This window comes from Devosia nitrariae, assembly GCF_030160115.1.
Taxonomy (GTDB): Bacteria; Pseudomonadota; Alphaproteobacteria; order Rhizobiales; family Devosiaceae; genus Devosia; species Devosia nitrariae.
Genome location: NZ_BSNS01000022.1, coordinates 101494 through 118278 on the forward strand (window position 1 = coordinate 101494; position 16785 = coordinate 118278).

Here is a 16785-nt window from a genome sequence, read left to right on the forward strand (position 1 = left end):
ATCCGGCCGAACCGGTGCGCTACTCCTCAAGCGCATCCGGCAGCGGTCGTGGCGTTAGTTCCCTTGGACCCGGAAACTGATCTCGTGTCGGCCCGGCGAAAGCCGTGCCGTTGTCTTGCCGCCATCGGCGGCGGTCAGGACGGATGATCCGTCGACGACGATGTCACGGTAGTCCGGTGCCAGCACCAGCAAGCCCTCGGCGCCCTCGGGCACGCTGACGTCATAGGCGACCTTGTTCCCATCGAGCGCCCATCCCGCCTCGATACGCCCGACCCTGCTGTCGTGGTGGGCAGCGACCGGCGAGAGCGCGGCAATGACGGTCGGCTCGAAAATGATCCGCTTGAAACCCGGCATCTCCGGGTCTGGCCGGAAGCCGGCGACGGCCTCGAAAAGCCACTGACAGACCGCGCCATAGGCGTAGTGGTTGTAGGAGTTCATGCCTTCAGGGTGCGTGGATCCATCCGGCATGACGGCGTCCCACCGCTCCCAGATGGTCGTTGCCCCCTTCTTGACCTGATAGAGCCAGCCGGGCAGTTCCTCCTGCAGGAACACCTGCCCGGCGAGCTCCGTTTCGCCGATCTTGACCAGCGCCGGCAGCAGCGCCGGGGTGCCGATGAACCCCGTGCCGATGCGCCCGTCGCAGCGCGCGATCGCCGCCTTGAAATAGCCCTTGGCCGCCTCGACATGCTCGGCCGGGATCAGGTCGTGCATGAAGGCGAGCGCATACGACGTCTGGTCGTCATAGGCGAGCCGTCCGGATCCGGTGACGAACTCGCGCATGAAAGCCTTCTTGACCGCTTCCGCGCGCTCACCCATGCGCTGGGCGACGGCGTCGTCGCCGACGATTTCCGCGGCCCTCGCCGTCAGCACCGACGAGATGTAGAGGTAAATGGTTGCCGCCGCGTCGTCCCCGATTGTCGGCAGCGGCTTGACGCTCGGTCCGCTCGGCTGCAGCCAGTCGCCAAAGGTGAAGCCGCGCTTGCCCCAACCGCGCGGCGGCTTGACGATCGGCCCGTCCGAAATGCTCCAGACGAAGTCGACCCATTTCACCATCGCCGGCAGCGTTTCCTCGAAGACCGAAGCATCGCCATAGTGCTCGTAGAGCACGTGCGGGATGACGCAGATGACATCGCCCCACCCGGTCGAGCCGAAAAAGCCCGGTGCGGCCTGCGGATGCATGCGTGTCGGATCGGGCGTGACATGGGCGATGGCGCCGTCCTCGCGCTGGTCAGCCATCACGTCGCGCAGCCATTTGCGCAAGAATGTCTCGCTGTCGTTGAGGTAGCATGCGGTCGGCGCGAACACCTGCGCATCGCCCGTCCATCCGAGCCGCTCATCGCGCTGCGGACAGTCAGTTGGCACCTCGACGAAGTTGGCGCGCTGCGACCACAGAGTATTCTCGACCAGCCGGTTGACCAGGGGATGGCCGGAGGTGAATGCGGCTGTCGGATGCGCCGCAGAGGAGACGGGCACCGAGGCGATCGATTTGATCTCGGCCCTGCCCTCGATCGTAATCCGCGCATAGCGGAAGCCCTGGAAGGTGAAATAGGGTCGATAGCTCTCTACATCGCCGCCTTTAAGCACGTATTCGATGCGCGCCTCCGCGGTTCGAAGGCTCGCCCGGTCGAACTGGCCGTGCTTGTCGAGGATTTCGGCATGGTCGACGACGATCTGCGCACCCGGCTCGCCCGCGACGGTAAACGCCACGTAGCCGGCGCTGTTCTGGCCGAAATCGTAGACCGTGCGCCCTTCTTCGTCGGTGAAGGACGATACCACCGGCAGCGGCTCGAGTTCCATGACCCCGGTGGTCTCATGCGCAACGAGGATGCTCTTGTCGAACGGCAGCACCTCGCCGCCGCCGATCGCGGGCAGGTCTTCCTGGCGGGCATCATAGATCTCGCCGAAATAGATGCCGGACTTGAGGATGGGCAGCAGTCCGCTTTTCCAGGAACCGTCGGTGGCAAGGATCGGATCAAGTCCGTCACCGCGGATCTCGGCGATCGCCCCTATCTTGTCGCCCCAGCAATTGATGATATTGCTCGACGGCCACATCATGCGCGACCGGTACCAGCCGTCGGCCAGCCAGATATCGATGACGTTGCGGCCGGGCCTGAGAAGGTCCGCGATATCGTAGGTCTGGTAGGACAGCCGCACGTCATAGCAGGTCCAGCCGGGCGTCAGCACGTCCTCGCCCACCCGCTTTCCGTTGATGAAGGCGCGATAGAGCCCCTGGGCGCTAATCAGCAAACGCTCATTGCCGCCAACATTGGCGAGGTCGAATTCCTTGCGCAGGAACGAAGCCTGCGCGCCCACTCCCGCATCGACGGTCGGACGCACCATCTCGGCGGTCCAAGCGGCCGGGTTGTGGCTGACTCGTGCTTCGGCCGAGCTTTCCGGCGCGACTATGGTGTCGGACATGGGGCTCCTCCTTGAGCATCCGTGGGCTGTTGACCAACCTCTGCTGCCATCTTGTCTGACAAGTAGCTAACTTGCAAGGCCTCAATGACCTGCATGGAAACAATCCCTGTCGGCAGCGAAGCATGGGCGTAGACCGTTCTACATAGCACCAAGCAATCACGGTTTGGCGCCAAAAGCAATCATGCTTGTGCATCTTCATGCAGAACCCGTCACAGCGTGAGCAGAACCTGCGGAAAATCCATGTCCGCAGAACTTTGGGGTCTTGCGGCAATGCCGGTGACAGGTGAATTCTCTCCTCACCCGTCGTCACAGGATCCGCCATGGCCTCCAGCCGCACGACCGACCGCACCACCATCCGCACTGTGGCCGCCGATGCTGGCGTCTCGGTTGCCGCCGTTTCCAAGGTCCTGCGCAACGCCTACGGGGTCAGCGACGAGTTGCGCGCCCGGGTCGAGACGTCGATCGCCCGCCTCGGCTATCGGCCACGCGCCGCCGCCCGTGCCATGCGCGGCCAGACCGATACCATCGGCGTGCTGCTCGCCGACATTCGCAATCCGTTCTTTTCCGATATCATGGACGGCGTCCACTCGGCCCTCGAGCGTACGAAATACCAGAGCCTGGTGGGCATCAGCCAGTCGGCGCTCAGTATCGAGCTGGCATTGGTCGACGCCATGACGGACAGGCCGATGGATGGGTTGATTCTGGTGGCACCGCGCATGGTGGCCGCCGACGTGACGGTCACGGCCCTGCGCTCCCCCACCGTCCTCATCGGCCATCATGAACCGCAGGCGACACTCTTCGACACGGTCAACGACAACGACCGGCTGGGCGCTCAACTGGTGGTGGAGCATCTCGTTGCCACCGGGCGGAGCGACATCGCCTTCCTCAGCCTCGAGATCGACGATCCGATCAATGCCCTGGTCACCAGCCAGCGAGAGATCGGCTATCGCGCCGCCATGGCCGAGAACGGGCTCTCGGCCCATGTCGACATCGTGCGCGCCGGTCAGAGTTCGCGCGAAACCCAGGCGGCGGCGCGCCGCATGCTCAAGAGCGGCGAGCGGCCCGAAGCCATCTTCTGCTGGACCGATTTCGTCGCGCTCGAAGTACTAAGCGTCGCCCGTGAGCTGGGCCTGTCGGTTCCCGAGGACGTTGCCGTCGTCGGCTACGACAACACCAGTTATTGCGACCTCGCCCAGAACGACCTGACCAGTGTAGACCAGTCGGGCCACACTCTCGGGCTGCAGGCGGCGCGCCTGCTGATCGAACGCATCAAGGGCCGTATCAGCCCCGAACACTTCGTCGTCACGCCGCGGCTGGTCGCGCGCGGCAGCTCCCGACCGCGGACATAAAACGAGAACGCTTCAGGCTTCGTCCATCACCGCCAGCGTGGTGCGGCGGATGTTCTCGACATGGACGCTCATGGCTTCACGCGCCGCCTCGGGATCGCGCCCGGCGATCGCCGCGCAGATGGCTGCGTGATCGGCGGCTGAGACCTCGAGCACGCCGGGCTTGGCCGACGCCTTGCGCCGTTGCTCGATGGCAAGGCTGTAAAGGCTTCCCGACACCTTTTCGAGAAAGTCGTTGTTGGCGGCAACGGCGATCAGCTCGTGGAACTGTGCGTCCATGACGCGAAACCCGACCGGATCGTCGATGAGCTTATAACCGGCATCGACGAGTTCCGAGAGCGAGGCAATCTGCTCGTCCGTCGCGTAACGCGCCGCCTCCGCTGCAATGCCGGTATCGATGACCTGCCGGGCACGAAACAGGCTCTCGATGTTGTAGTCATTGAGGGACAGGGCGAAGGAGAGTGGCGCCATAAGCCGCTGCGGCTTCAGGTCCGTGACATAGCACCCGCCACCCTGGCGGCTGGCGACGATCCCCATCATCGCCAGCCCGCGCAGCGCCTCGCGCACCACCGGCCGCGATACCTGCAGCGCCTTGGAGAGCTCGTTCTCGCTCGGCAGCTTGTCGCCGGGCGCGATGTTGCCCGAGGAGATGAGGCCGATGAGGCGCTCGGCCACGCGCTCGGAAGCGGACGGCTTCTGATCGATTGGTGTCAGTTTATCGAGTGTGGTCATAGTCATGCGCGTGCCCCGCCGGCTCATGCCTTGTCATACAGGTTAGCAAGTCAGCCGGAACGGTTCATCTCCTCTCGCTTCCATCACACAGAATTCAGCAAAGCCGCACCGGTCCGAAGAGACCGGAGACGTCCTGTCCGCCAAAGATCGAGCGGGTCGGCGAAGCGCCCTTGAGATAGGGGGCCAGCGTGTTGAACACCGTGACGGTGAGGCGGTTCTCGCCGGGGCGCAGCTTGCCGGCAATGTCGAACCTGTATGGCGACCAGACGCGCACGCCTGCCGCCTGCCCGTTGACCTCAACCTCCGCCGTCCCGCGCAAGCCGCCGAGATCGAGCACCGTCCAGGCCGAGGGATCCTCGATGGTGAGCGTCTGCTCATAGGCAAGGCCACCCGAATAGAATTCGAGGCCGTTGTCCGCCCAGGCGCCCAGCGCGATGCGGCCCTCCGCGACATCGAACTCGACCGGCGCTTCCCACACGGCGCCGCCGAGCCGGCCGTCCTGAGGCAGCACGCGCACCATCAACTGAGCGCCCGCCAGCGTCTCAGCAGGAAGGATGACCTCGCCATCCGCAACCGCCAGTTCGGCGTCGCCCAAGGACGCCGTGACCCGCGCCCCAGTGATGGGAAGTCTGGCGATCCGCGCACCGGGCGGCAGCGGCAGGCGGAACCACTGGGCAACCCTCTCGCGCCCCGGATTGGGTTCGGGAACGATGTCGAGGACGCCCTCGAGCGGCGCGTCGGGGTCGATCCAATTGCTGCGCGGCAGGGGGTGCGGGCGTGGCCGCAGCCAATAGAACCGCGCATCGTGGCGCTGGTTGATCCGCATGGTGAGCTCGACCGGTGTGCCCTCGCGTTCGGCTGCCCAGTTCATGTCGCTCACCAGATAGCGCTCGCCGCCATCGGGCGAAGTGATGACACCATCGAGGAAAAAAGCGAGCACCTTGCCATCGTCGGTGAACCGCGCCTCGATGAGATTGTCGCCCGGCTTAAGGTATGAGGTGAGGTCGTAGCGCATGACCCGCGCGTTGCGCCAGACCTCATAGGGCTCGAACGCCCCCTGCATCGCGACCTCGTGTCCATTGACCAGCAACCGCGCAACGCCGATCGAACCAAAATGCACAACAAGGCTGTCGCCTTGCTGCGTGGTGAGGCTCCGGCGGATCGAGAGCGTCGTGCCGGCCTTCCAGCCATCGGCCGGTTCCAGCCATTCCGGCCGTGCAAAGGCTTCCGAGTCGCTGGTCAGTGCCCAATAGGCCTCGAGGTCGCCCGCTTCGACGGCGCTCACCCGCGACTCCAGGAGGTTGAGTCCGGCCTTCGCCTCGACCGGCTGCATGTAGAGATAGCCGCCGGTATCTTCGGCAAGGCGCACGCCGTTCCACCAGACCTCTTTGCGCCCGTTGCCGCCGATCGCTAGCGTCAACGAGCCGGCCGTTTCGACCGGCAGGCAGGTGCGCACCTGCACCGTCTCGCTTGCCGCAACGCTCGCCAGCCGGATCATTGGTTCGAGCACGCGCCCCTTGGGGCCTAATGTCTTGTCGTGCTGGAAATCGTGATCGATGCCGCGCGAAAGCGAATAGTCGACCGCTTGCCAGCCCTCGCCACCAAGCTCGCCCTGGTGCCCGGCCGGCAGGGGCGCCGGCAGTTTACCGGACTGGGCAGGTCCGAACGACCAGGCCCTGACGCCATCCGTCAGCGGCACGCGCTGCCAGCCTTCCACATCCGCCGGAGGCGACTCGGCCGCGTCCTCGCGCCAGTCCGCCTGCCAGATCTGCACGGGCAGCGGCCCCGGGCTCGCCGGCAGGATGAAGTCGCCGTGACGATTGTCCATGGTGGGGATGACGCGCGACGTCCAACTGGCATTGAGAACCAACTCCCTGCCGCTCTCGCGCGCAGGTGCGGCCTCCGCCTCGCCCTTCGTCGACCAGACCAGCACGGTCATCGGCGACTGCGAGAAGTCGACCTCGGCCTCCGTGATGCCGGACAGCTGCGTCACGGCCACGGGCCTCGTTTCACCCGTTCCCGGGTCCCATTGCTCGATGGCGCCGACCGGACCGGCGATCCGCACCGTTGCGCTCTTGCGCTGTGAAGCCAGGTCAAAGCCGATACCGCTCTCGCGCAGCTCGCGGTTGTAGCGCGGCATGGAGATATGGTCGGTATCGTACCCCCACTCGGCCCAGGGCAACCGTCCCTCGGCACTGGCCGCGCCGATAGCCGCGGCGGTGATGAACAGCATGCTGACATCCCCGTCCCGCCGCAGAAGCGTCGGCGAATCCGTCACAACCTCGGCAGGCAATGTCGCCAGCGCTGCCTCAAGCCTCGCCTCGATGCCCGCGCCACCCGCCACGACCTGAGCCTTGCCGTTGGCAACGAGAGCCTTCAGCGTCGCGATCGCCGCCTCGCCTTCGACACGGTCGGCAACCTCGGGCGGATGATCGATGAAAATCAGCAGCCCGCCCGCCTCGGCAAAGGCGGAAAGCTTTTGCGCGGTGGCTGTTTCCAGCATCCACATGGCCGGCACGATGATCGCTTTGTAGAGCTCGCCGCGCGTATGGAGAGCACCCTCCGCAATGCGCGCAGCCGCGACGGTATCGTCGTCCAGCACGTCGAAATCGCGCCGAAGCCGCTTGAGCGGCCCTGACCGTGCATTGAACCAGGTCATCTGCCCGACGAGGTCCTGATAGGTCCCGTGAGCCGCGCGAGCGGTCTGGCCGCAGCTGTCGAGAAAGAGATCGGCCTGCACCGTGGCGCTCGGGAACAGCAGGCCGATATCGCATTGATGCTCACCGCGCGTCGCCAGCCAGCAGAGACGGCTGACGGCATCGGCGAAGTGCTTGTAGTGGCGCCAATAGGGCTGCCGCCAGCAAGTCGATGGCGCCGCCCATTCCCATTGTCCGCCGCGCGTCGAATAATAGACCGCATGCGGATCGTAGAGGTTGGCGCCCGCCAGCAGCCAGGGCTGCAACCAGTCGAAGGTCTCCTCGAGCGTGCCGCCCCAACCGGACGAATGGAACGCCTCGATCCACGTGCGAGGCCGCCCGTAATTGTGGGCAAGCGAGGAATGGAACTTGGCGTCGCCCCAATGGTCGCTGCCCGGTGCCGAGTACCAGCGGTGGGTACGCGCATAGTCGGCATATTGATCCACCGTCGAAATCGGCTGGGCGGCGCGCGAGGGGCTCTGCTGGTCGAAGCCGATGGTCAGTCCATGCTTTTCATGCCAATCGAACACCGGCTTGAACAGGGCCTCCTCGGCAAGCTGAGCGCGCACCCGCTGATAGTCGATGCGGATGCGGGCGCTCGCGAGGCCCCAATCTTCCCAGAGCGCGGCAACCTTGTCGGTCAGCCGATAGCCGCAGCGCTTCTCGAACTCGCCCGCGAACCGCGCGCTCCAGGTCGGCACGGATGGCAGCTCGTCCTGGAACGAACCGACGATGGCGCTGCCGAAATACTTGCCGAGGCGTTTTTCGAACGCGTGGTGGACGATATCCATCAGCGCCCGGCACGCCTCGGGCGAATGATAGTCGTATCCCTTGCGGATGGCATAGGCGAGGATCAGTCGCGCCCTGCCCTCTCCCCGCCAGCTGATGACGCCGTCCTCGAGTGCAAGGTTCACCGGTTCCCCCGCCACGCACCCGTCCGCCGAAAGCGGCAGCACTTGGCCGGCAACGAACACCCCGGCCTCCGGCAGCGCGATCTCACCCTCGCCCGCTACATCCAGCGTCACGCGGTTGAGGTCCATGCCGACGAAAGCCGGATTTTTGACTGCCAGCCGTCCCTGCAGGTTGGCGCCCGAAAACCCGATCTGGTCGTAGAACCAGAAGCACATGCCAACTTTCCGGGCGTGATCGCAAACCCCCTCCCACAGCGCCCACCATTCCTCGGTGAGGAAGTGCGGATTATCGCTCAAGGCGCCGTACATCGGCCCGGTAGGTGCGAGGTTCAGCACCACGGCATTGTGGACGCCCTGCGAGACGAGCTGGTCGACCTGCCAGGTCATCCTGTCGAGTGCGAGCTCATCGCCGCTCCACCACCAGATCGGTACGGGCGAATATTCCGGGTTCGGGACCGCGAAACCTTCATGGAGCGCGGCGCTGACCTGGCTCTTCGACATTGATGATCACCCATGATGCGGTTCGTCTGGTCGCAGACGAGCATGCGTCCGCCTGTACCGGCGCCACACCTCCTCCACTCGCCCGAGGTTTGCACCGACCTGACAATTTGTCAAACAAGTTAGCGAACAAAAGAACGGTCAAAACCGGGATGTTTTGGCGAGGGTTTTCCGGATAGGTTGTCGCCCGCAACCGCAGCGGGAGGATGACTCAATTGGCCAACAAGCAGTCCGGCATCCATATCGGCATCGGCGGATGGACCTACGAGCCCTGGCGCGGCACCTTCTATCCCGAAGGTCTGACGCAGAAGCGCGAACTCGAATACGCCGCGAGCAAGCTCACTTCCATCGAGATCAACGGCACCTTCTATGGGTCTCAGAAACCCGAGAGCTTCGCGAAGTGGCATGACGAAACCCCCGAGGATTTCATCTTCTCGCTCAAGGGCCCGCGTTTTGCCACCAACCGACGGGTTCTTGCCGAAGCCGGTGATTCGGTGGAGCGGTTCCTCATGGGCGGCGTGCTCGAACTCAAGGACAAGCTCGGCGCAATCAACTGGCAGTTCGCTCCGACCAAGAGGTTCGATCCCGAGGATTTCGAGGGTTTCCTCAAGCTCCTGCCCAAAAGCATCGAGGGTCGCCAGATCCGCCACGCACTCGAAGTGCGACACGAGAGTTTTCGCGATCCGGCGTTCATCGCGCTTGCCCGTAAATACGGCGCCGCCGTCATCACGGCCGCCGACGCCAAATACACTCAGATCGCCGACATCACCGCGCCGTTCGCGTATCTACGTATCATGGGCACCAGCGAGGACGAGCCGCTCGGCTATTCCGATGCTGCGCTCGACACCTGGGCCGAACGCGCAAGGACGCTGGCGGCGGGCGACGTGCCTGAGGGTCTCGACGCCGTCGAGGAAAAGCCCGCTAACGCCGGCCCGACCGAAGTCTTCCTCTACGTCATCTCCGGATTCAAGGAGCGAAACCCGGCCGCTGCCATGGCGCTGATCGAGCGGTTGAGGTGACTCGGACTGGCTCGGTCACCTGAGCCACCCCCCTCCCAACCTCCCCCACAAGGGGGGAGGTGCCGGTCTGGTGGGCTTGGCAAGGTCGTGCCACGAGCACCATGGATGGGGGAGGCCGGGAGGGGGTGACGCGATGCCGACACGCGCACAATCTCAAAAAGCGGGCACTTGCTGTGCCGACTAAACTGCCTCGGCGACCTTCTCGTCCACGCCCGACGACATCGCCTTCCGGCTCGCCGGAATGCACACCGGACTGCCGTGGACGGGATCGGTGATGATAGTGGCATGGACGCCGAACACGTCTTCGATGAGCTTTGCCGACATCAGTTCGGCCGGCGTTCCGCGCGCAGCGATCCGTCCCTCGCGCACAAACACCAGCTGATCGGCATAGCGCGCGGCAAGGTTGAGGTCGTGCAGCACCAGAACGATGGTGCGCCCATGTTCGCGATTGAGGCGCTTGACGAGATCGAGGCACTCGAGCTGGTGGGCGATATCGAGATGGTTGACCGGTTCGTCGAGGCAGATGACGTCGGTCTCCTGGGCGAGAACCAGCGCGATCCACACCCGCTGCAGCTGCCCACCCGAGAGCGAGCTGATCGGCCGGGTGCGCAATCCGGTGACGCCGGTACCCGCCATCGCCCGCTCCACTGCCTCGGCGTCGCGCGGGCTCCACGGCTGCATCATCGTCTGGTGCGGATAGCGCCCGAGCCGCACCAGTTCCTCGACGCTCATATCGCCGGGGGCCGATGGGCTTTGCGCGAGGAGGCCGATCTGCAGAGCCAGATCCTTGCCGCTCATCCGGTCAATGTCGACATCGTCGAGCAGCACTTGGCCCGCAGACCCGCGCAGGAGCCTGCGGATGGCGCGCAGCAGCGTCGACTTTCCGCAGCCATTCGGTCCGGCGAGCACCGTCACCTTGCCGCGCTCGATCGGAAGGGTCAGCGCATCGAGTACCCGCGTCGTCCCATAGGCGAGCGTCAGGTTCTCGACCGCGATGCGGTGTTGGGTACGATCATCCGTCATAGCTTTGCTTTCGCATGAGGAGATAGAGGAAATAGGGAGCCCCGAGAATGGCGGTGACGGTGCCCGCCGGCACTTCGACCGGGGCGAAGGCGACACGCACGAGAAGGTCGGCGGCGAGGAGCATCATCGCCCCGATAACGAAGCTGCCAACGATCCCGAGATGGACGCCGCGCCCCATGAGCATGCGCGCAAGGTGCGGCGCCATCAGGCCGATGAAGCCGACGCCGCCGACGAACGCCACGCCGACCGCGGTGAGCACCGCCGCGAGGACGAAGATGAACAGCCGCACGACCGGCAGGTTGAGTCCGACGCTCTGGGCCGAAACCTCGTCGAGGTCGGCGGGCGGCAGGCGGCGTGCGACGAGGAGCGTGATGACCAGCAGCGGCACCAGCGCGAGGAAGGTGATCTGGATCTCGCTCCAGTTGACCTCGTTGACCGCTCCGGCGATCCAACGCGCCGCCTGGGTGGTGCGGTAGATCGGGCCGACCAGCATCATGATCATGGTCAGCGCCTTGGCCACCGCCGCCACCGCGATGCCGAAGAGCAGGAGCCGCACCGCCGAGGAGGCCTGGCGGCCCGATAGCGCAAAGACGAGAGCGATGGCCGTCAGTCCGCCGATGGCCGCCGCAAGGGGTTGATAGGCGATGCTGGTGACCAGCGCATTGGACTCGTCGGAAAGGGCGGCAAGGAAGATGACAACACCGAGCGCCGCGCCATCGACGACACCGAGGACGCCCGGCGAGGCCAGTTCATTGCGGGTGACCTTCTGCAGGAGGTACCCGGCGACCGCGATCGCCCCGCCCGACAGGATCGCTGCAACCACCCGCGGTAGACGCAACTGCAGCACGATGAGGTTCTGTGTCTTGTCGCCGAAACCGAGGATGACTCTGGCGACGTCCTCGAGCGGTATCCAGGTCGACCCGAAAGCCACTCCCGAAAGCCCCAGCACCGCGAAAAGAACAACCATCGCGGTAAGCACCAGCGGGGCGCGCGCAACTCCGGGTCTGGCGGGGCGGGCTGCAATTGCCGTCATGCCGCCCTCCGCCGCAGGAGCACGAACAGCACGACGCCGCCGACGACGGCCGTGACCGCCCCGACTGGCGCCTCGACCGGATAGATGACGAAACGGGCGGCGACGTCCGCGGCGGTCGTATAGACCGCGCCGATCAGCGCAGCGGCCACGATCTGGCGCGAGTGACGCAAGCCTACCAGGCGCCGGGCCGCATGCGGCACCACCAGGCCGACGAAGCCGACCGGCCCCGCCATCGCCACCGATGCTCCGGTCAGCAACGAGACCGAAAGGAACGCAGCCCCGCGCACCAGGAACAGGGGTACCCCGAGACTTGCCGCCGTCGAGTCGTCCGCCTGCAGCGCATCGAGCGCCCGCGACAGGACGAGTGCGATCAGCGCCCCGGCGGCCATGAACGGTGCGCCGTTGGCGGCGAGCGCCAGCGGCCGGTCGACGAAGGCACCCGAGAGCCAGAAGAGCAACTGCTGCATCTGCGCCTCGTTTGTGGTCAGCACCACCTCGACGACCGAATGGCCGAGCCCGGCGAAGGTGACCCCGACGAGGACAATGCGCAACGGCGAGAGCCCGCCCGCTGTCGCCGCGATACCGAAGACGAGGAGCGCGGCGAGCAGCGCACCGAGCGCCGCCGCCAGCGACAGCCCCATCAACGAGGACACGCCCACCACCGAGCTTGCCATCACCACGCTCAGCGATGCTCCGGCATTGAGCCCGAGCGTGTCGGGAGAGGCAATGCGGTTACGCGAAAGCGTTTGCACCAGCACCCCGGCGATGCCGAGCGCGGCGCCGACCATCGGCGCCACCACCGCACGCGGCAGGCGCAGGTTCGCGATGATCACCGAGGTTTCCGTGCCGTCGAAGGCAAAGAGCGCCCGCGCCACCTGGTCGAGTGAATAGATGCGATAGCCGAGCGTCAGGCTTGCCGCCATAACCAGCAGCAGCCCAGTCGCCAGCGCGCCATAGGTCGCCATAACCGGCCAGGCGAACGTCGCTTCCCGGCGATGGGGTACGGTCAGATCGGACAGGACGCGCCTCTGAACTGGATGTTGACAGTCAGATTAAATTCTGATGTTTGCCACAACCATTATCTGAAGACGGTTGTCAAGTTTGGGATGCAAGAAATGACCATACTCCGCCACGGTCTGGCAGCGCTGGCTGTCGTCGCCGCGCTCCTGTCGGCCCCTGCGACGCTGGCCCGCGAAATCACCCATGCCATGGGCGTGACCGATGTGCCCGACGATCCGCAGCGCATCGTCATCCTCACCAACGAGGGCACCGAAGCCCTCCTCGCCGTCGGCATCACCCCGGTCGGTGCGGTCCGCTCCTGGACCGGCGACCCCTGGTACAGTCACATCGCCGACGAGATGGCGGACGTGACCGTCGTCGGCGAGGAGTCGGCGGTCAACCTCGAGGCGATCGCGGCGCTTCAGCCCGACCTCATCATCGGCAACAAGACTCGTCAGGAGAAGATCTACGAGCAGCTTTCCGCCATCGCACCGACCGTGATGGCCGAACGCCTGCGCGGCGACTGGAAGATCAACATGGCGCTCTACACCGACGCCGCCGGCAAGGGCGAAGAAGGGCAGGCCGCGCTCGATGCCTTTGCCGCCCGCGAGGCCAAGCTCGCCGAGGAACTCGGCGACGCGCTCAACGAGGAAATCTCGCTGGTGCGCTTCGGCTCGGCCATGACCCGCATCTACTATCTCGATACCTTCGCCGGCCTCATCCTCGGCGAGATCGGCTTCGCCCGGCCGGCGATCCAGAACAAGCAGGAATTTGCCGACGACGTGGGAAAGGAACGCATCCCCGATTTCGAGGGCGACCGCATGTTCTACTTCACCTATGAAACCGGCGACGGCGGCGGTGACGCCCAGGAAGCCGAATGGACAGTCGATCCGCTCTGGCAGAGCCTCGAAGTGGTCAAGGCGGGCAAGGCACACCAGGTGGACGACGCCGTCTGGAACACCGCCGGCGGCTATATCGCCGCCAATCTGCTGCTCGACGACATCGAGAAGATCTACAGCGTCGCCTCGACCCGCTGATTCGATTGATACTGCTGGAGGGCGGGCCGGACCAAGTCCGCCCCGCCCTTGCTTTTATCTTGATAGGTGCTGTCAGCTTTGGTAGTCACCGCAAAACCTGACGACGAGAGTCAGCTATGCGGGGACAGACCGTGCACGCGAGGCAAGGCAGAAACGAAAGCGATAGCGAAGCGCCTTCGCGGCTGGAGGCTCTCGGTATCGACGCCGGCTATGCCGGGGCGGATATCCTTAGGGGCGTCGACCTCGCCGTTCCCTCCGGTAAGGTCACCATCCTCATCGGCCCCAACGGCAGCGGCAAGTCCACCCTTCTGAAGACGCTCGCCCGCATCCTGTCGCCAAGCGCCGGCGCCGTGCTTCTCGACGGCAAGGACATCCACCGCACCAATACCCGTACCGTTGCCGAAAAGCTCGGCCTGCTGCCGCAGGGGCCCGTTGCGCCGGAGGGCCTGACCCTGCGCGAGCTTGTCGCCCAGGGCCGCTACCCGCACCAGTCGCTGCTGCGTCAATGGTCTCGGGCCGACGAAGCGGCGGTGATCCATGCCATGGACATCGCTGGCGTTGCCGATTTCGCCGACCGCCCGGTCGATACGCTTTCCGGAGGTCAGCGCCAGCGCTGCTGGATCGCCATGGTTCTGGCCCAGGAAACCGACCTGCTGCTGCTCGACGAGCCGACAACCTTCCTTGATCTCAAGGTGCAGGTCGACCTGATGGAGTTGCTCGCCGGGCTTGCACATCGCACCGGCCGTACGCTGGTCGTCGTGCTCCATGAACTCAGCCTTGCCGCCGCCTATGCCGACTACCTGGTGATGATGCGCGACGGTCGCATCGCCTGCGCCGGCGCGCCCAGCGCCGTGTTCACCACGGAGCACTTGCGCGAAGTGTTCGACCTCGAGGCTCACGTGCTCCACGATCCGGTAACCGGACGGCTGGTCTGCGTGCCGTTCGGCGCCCGCGCCGCCGCCCGCACGCCGCAACCGGCATGACCGGGATCGTCGACAGCCCCGTTCCGCGCACCGATCAAGCCCGCGCCTGGACCGGCATGCCGCTGCTCCTTGCCGGCCTCGTCCTCGTCTTCATCTTCCATATTGCCGTGGGTGCCAAGGGCCTGCCGGTTGGCACCGTGTTCGACGCCCTGGTCTCCTACGACCCGACGGAGTTCAACCACGTCATCGTGCGCGACCTGCGTCTGCCGCGCGCCATGGTCGCCGTCGTCGTCGGCGCCTCGCTCTCGGTCGCCGGCGCGCTCATGCAAGGCGTGACCCGCAACCCTCTGGCGGACCCGGGCCTGCTCGGCCTCACCGCCGGCGCTTCCTTTGCGGTCGTCGTCGGCACGGCCTGGTTCGGCCTTTCCAGCACTATGTGGGTTCCCTGGGTCGCCTCCGGCGGGGCGCTCGCCGCTGCCCTCATCGTCTATCTCATCGCACGATGGGTTCCGGGTGGCGCGACGCCCTTGAGCCTCACCCTCGCTGGCGCCGCGATCAGCGCCTTCCTCGCCGCGTGCGTGTCCATCGCCCATCTTTTGAGCCAGGACACCTTCGAGAACCTGCGAGTTTGGCTCACCGGCTCGCTTGCCGGCCGCGACATCGGCATCCTTGCCGTCACCGGTCCGTGGATGGCGCTCGCCATGCTGCTGGCGCTCGCCCTTGCCCGGCAGGTGACAGTTCTTGCCATGGGTGACGAGGTGGCGCGGGGCCTCGGCGTCAAGACAGGCTTCCTCAAGGTACAACTGCTCCTGGCCGTCGTCGTCCTCACCGCCTGCTCGGTGGCGCTCGCCGGACCGCTGGGCTTCATCGGCCTCGTCATTCCCCACGTGGTGCGGCTCTATGTCGGCGCCGACTATCGCTGGATCGTCCCTTATTCCGCCCTCGCCGGCGCCGCCTACCTTCTTGCCATCGATATCGTGGCGCGCATCGCCATTGCGCCGCAGGAGGTCTCGACCGGCATCATCACCGCAATGGTCGGCGCGCCGCTCTTCGTCCACCTGGTGCGCCGGAGAGCGCGATGACCGCTTTCACCGCGCCTCGCCACCTTGTCCTGCGTTCACCCGGCGAGCGCATTGCGCTGCGCCTGCCGGTGCGCGCGCTCGCGGCCCTCGGCCTTCTCGTACTGGCAATCGTCGCCCTCTCGGCGGTCAGTCTCGCGACTGGCAGCTACGGCGTGTCCCTCTCCGAACTCACCGAGACGCTGCGCGGCATCAGCATCAGCCGGGCCATCGACAATGTCGTCTGGGAGTTTCGCTTGCCCCGCACCATCGCCGCAGCCCTCGTCGGCGCGATGATGGCGCTCTCGGGCGCCGCCTTGCAGACCGTCACCCGCAACGGGCTCGCCGATCCCTCCCTCGTCGGCGTCAGCCAGGGCGCCGCGCTTGCCGTCGTTGCCCTGACTGTGCTCTTTCCCGAACTCAGCCCAGCCTACCGGCCCTGGCTCGCCTTTGCCGGCTCGATTTGCGTTGCCGTTCTCATCCAGTGGCTCTCCCATACAAGAGAGGGTAGCAACGCCATCCGCTTCATCCTGATGGGCATCGGCATTTCCGCCTTCATCTCTTCGATCACCTCGGCCTTGATGACCTATGGTGAGATCGACCGGGCCATGGCCGCGCTCTCCTGGCTCGCCGGCTCGATCAACGCCGCCTCCTGGCGCGACGTGTGGACGCTAGCCGGTTGGTCGACGGTGTTGCTGCCCGCAATGCTCATGATGAGCCGCGCCATGGCGGCGTTGCGCATGGGCGAGGCCGCGGCCACCGGGCTCGGCGCGCCGGTGCACTGGATCCGGCCCGTACTCGTCGCCATCGCTGTCGGCTTTGCCGCCATCGCCACCTCGGTCGTCGGACCTCTCGGCTTCGTCGGTCTCATCGCCCCGCACGCCGCACGCCGCCTTGCCCATGCCGGCATGGGGCTCAACCTGCTGATCACCGCCCTTGTCGGCGCGCTGCTGGTCGGCGCCGCCGATCTTGCCGGGCGTGCGCTTTTTGCCCCCATCCAGATCCCGGCCGGGCTGCTGACCGCCGTTATCGGCGTGCCGGTCTTCATCGTGCTGCTCGCCCGCGCCAAGACCCAATCGTACTGAGAAACCG

General features: G+C 65.7%; 12 protein-coding genes. 6 read left to right on the forward strand and 6 right to left on the reverse strand.

The window, feature by feature from the left end; translation table 11 throughout:
- Positions 1 to 54 precede the first annotated feature (54 nt).
- A complete protein-coding gene (locus QQK18_RS20135; protein WP_284342524.1) occupies positions 55 to 2340 on the reverse strand; it encodes an alpha-L-rhamnosidase in 2286 nt (761 codons plus the stop codon).
- A 398-nt stretch (positions 2341 to 2738) separates the two neighbouring features.
- Between QQK18_RS20135 and QQK18_RS20140 the strand changes: the two genes are divergently transcribed.
- Positions 2739 to 3767, forward strand: a complete 1029-nt coding sequence (locus tag QQK18_RS20140; RefSeq protein ID WP_284342174.1) for a LacI family DNA-binding transcriptional regulator — start codon at positions 2739 to 2741, stop codon at positions 3765 to 3767.
- A 12-nt stretch (positions 3768 to 3779) separates the two neighbouring features.
- On the opposite strand, the gene QQK18_RS20145 is transcribed toward QQK18_RS20140, so the two are convergent.
- The gene (locus QQK18_RS20145) at positions 3780 to 4502 is read right to left on the reverse strand and encodes a FadR/GntR family transcriptional regulator (protein WP_284342175.1); all 723 of its coding nucleotides are present in this window, start codon (positions 4500 to 4502) and stop codon (positions 3780 to 3782) included.
- 88 nt (positions 4503 to 4590) lie between these two features.
- Complete coding sequence (locus QQK18_RS20150) at positions 4591 to 8604, reverse strand: glycosylhydrolase-like jelly roll fold domain-containing protein (protein ID WP_284342176.1); 4014 nt, start codon at positions 8602 to 8604, stop codon at positions 4591 to 4593.
- Between the two features lie 203 nt (positions 8605 to 8807).
- Between QQK18_RS20150 and QQK18_RS20155 the strand changes: the two genes are divergently transcribed.
- On the forward strand, positions 8808 to 9620 hold the full coding sequence (locus tag QQK18_RS20155; protein WP_284342177.1) for a DUF72 domain-containing protein: 813 nt from the start codon (positions 8808 to 8810) through the stop codon (positions 9618 to 9620).
- A 180-nt stretch (positions 9621 to 9800) separates the two neighbouring features.
- Here the strand turns inward: QQK18_RS20155 and QQK18_RS20160 are convergent, their stop codons facing one another.
- The 3 genes from QQK18_RS20160 to QQK18_RS20170 are packed head-to-tail and all read right to left on the reverse strand — an operon-like array spanning position 9801 to position 12641.
- Positions 9801 to 10643: an ABC transporter ATP-binding protein gene (locus tag QQK18_RS20160; RefSeq protein WP_284342178.1), complete on the reverse strand. Its 843-nt coding sequence runs from the start codon at positions 10641 to 10643 to the stop codon at positions 9801 to 9803.
- Complete coding sequence (locus tag QQK18_RS20165; protein ID WP_284342179.1) at positions 10633 to 11676, reverse strand: FecCD family ABC transporter permease; 1044 nt, start codon at positions 11674 to 11676, stop codon at positions 10633 to 10635. Before QQK18_RS20165 ends, QQK18_RS20160 begins: the two co-directional genes overlap by 11 nt.
- Positions 11673 to 12641, reverse strand: coding sequence for a FecCD family ABC transporter permease (locus QQK18_RS20170; RefSeq protein WP_284342180.1), 969 nt, complete (start codon positions 12639 to 12641; stop codon positions 11673 to 11675). Before QQK18_RS20170 ends, QQK18_RS20165 begins: the two co-directional genes overlap by 4 nt.
- A gap of 150 nt (positions 12642 to 12791) precedes the next feature.
- Here QQK18_RS20170 and QQK18_RS20175 point away from each other — a divergent pair, with 150 nt between their 5' ends.
- The 4 genes from QQK18_RS20175 (at position 12792) to QQK18_RS20190 (ending at position 16778) form a co-directional block, all read left to right on the forward strand.
- The gene (locus QQK18_RS20175; protein WP_284342181.1) at positions 12792 to 13712 is read left to right on the forward strand and encodes an ABC transporter substrate-binding protein; all 921 of its coding nucleotides are present in this window, start codon (positions 12792 to 12794) and stop codon (positions 13710 to 13712) included.
- 116 nt (positions 13713 to 13828) lie between these two features.
- A complete protein-coding gene (locus tag QQK18_RS20180; RefSeq protein WP_284342182.1) occupies positions 13829 to 14695 on the forward strand; it encodes an ABC transporter ATP-binding protein in 867 nt (288 codons plus the stop codon).
- The gene (locus QQK18_RS20185) at positions 14692 to 15717 is read left to right on the forward strand and encodes a FecCD family ABC transporter permease (protein ID WP_284342183.1); all 1026 of its coding nucleotides are present in this window, start codon (positions 14692 to 14694) and stop codon (positions 15715 to 15717) included. Before QQK18_RS20180 ends, QQK18_RS20185 begins: the two co-directional genes overlap by 4 nt.
- Complete coding sequence (locus QQK18_RS20190; protein ID WP_284342184.1) at positions 15714 to 16778, forward strand: FecCD family ABC transporter permease; 1065 nt, start codon at positions 15714 to 15716, stop codon at positions 16776 to 16778. The genes QQK18_RS20185 and QQK18_RS20190 overlap by 4 nt, the downstream gene beginning before the upstream one ends.
- Positions 16779 to 16785 lie beyond the last annotated feature (7 nt).

Bases quoted from the DNA above. Each gene is read 5' to 3' on its own strand.
- QQK18_RS20135 (WP_284342524.1), bottom strand. From the start codon at position 2,340: ATGGTGCGTCCGACCGTCGATGCGGGAGTGGGCGCGCAGGCTTCGTTC.
- QQK18_RS20140 (WP_284342174.1), top strand. From the start codon at position 2,739: ATGGCCTCCAGCCGCACGACCGACCGCACCACCATCCGCACTGTGGCC.
- QQK18_RS20145 (WP_284342175.1), bottom strand. From the start codon at position 4,502: ATGACTATGACCACACTCGATAAACTGACACCAATCGATCAGAAGCCG.
- QQK18_RS20150 (WP_284342176.1), bottom strand. From the start codon at position 8,604: ATGTCGAAGAGCCAGGTCAGCGCCGCGCTCCATGAAGGTTTCGCGGTC.
- QQK18_RS20155 (WP_284342177.1), top strand. From the start codon at position 8,808: ATGACTCAATTGGCCAACAAGCAGTCCGGCATCCATATCGGCATCGGC.
- QQK18_RS20160 (WP_284342178.1), bottom strand. From the start codon at position 10,643: ATGACGGATGATCGTACCCAACACCGCATCGCGGTCGAGAACCTGACG.
- QQK18_RS20165 (WP_284342179.1), bottom strand. From the start codon at position 11,676: ATGACGGCAATTGCAGCCCGCCCCGCCAGACCCGGAGTTGCGCGCGCC.
- QQK18_RS20170 (WP_284342180.1), bottom strand. From the start codon at position 12,641: ATGGCGACCTATGGCGCGCTGGCGACTGGGCTGCTGCTGGTTATGGCG.
- QQK18_RS20175 (WP_284342181.1), top strand. From the start codon at position 12,792: ATGACCATACTCCGCCACGGTCTGGCAGCGCTGGCTGTCGTCGCCGCG.
- QQK18_RS20180 (WP_284342182.1), top strand. From the start codon at position 13,829: ATGCGGGGACAGACCGTGCACGCGAGGCAAGGCAGAAACGAAAGCGAT.
- QQK18_RS20185 (WP_284342183.1), top strand. From the start codon at position 14,692: ATGACCGGGATCGTCGACAGCCCCGTTCCGCGCACCGATCAAGCCCGC.
- QQK18_RS20190 (WP_284342184.1), top strand. From the start codon at position 15,714: ATGACCGCTTTCACCGCGCCTCGCCACCTTGTCCTGCGTTCACCCGGC.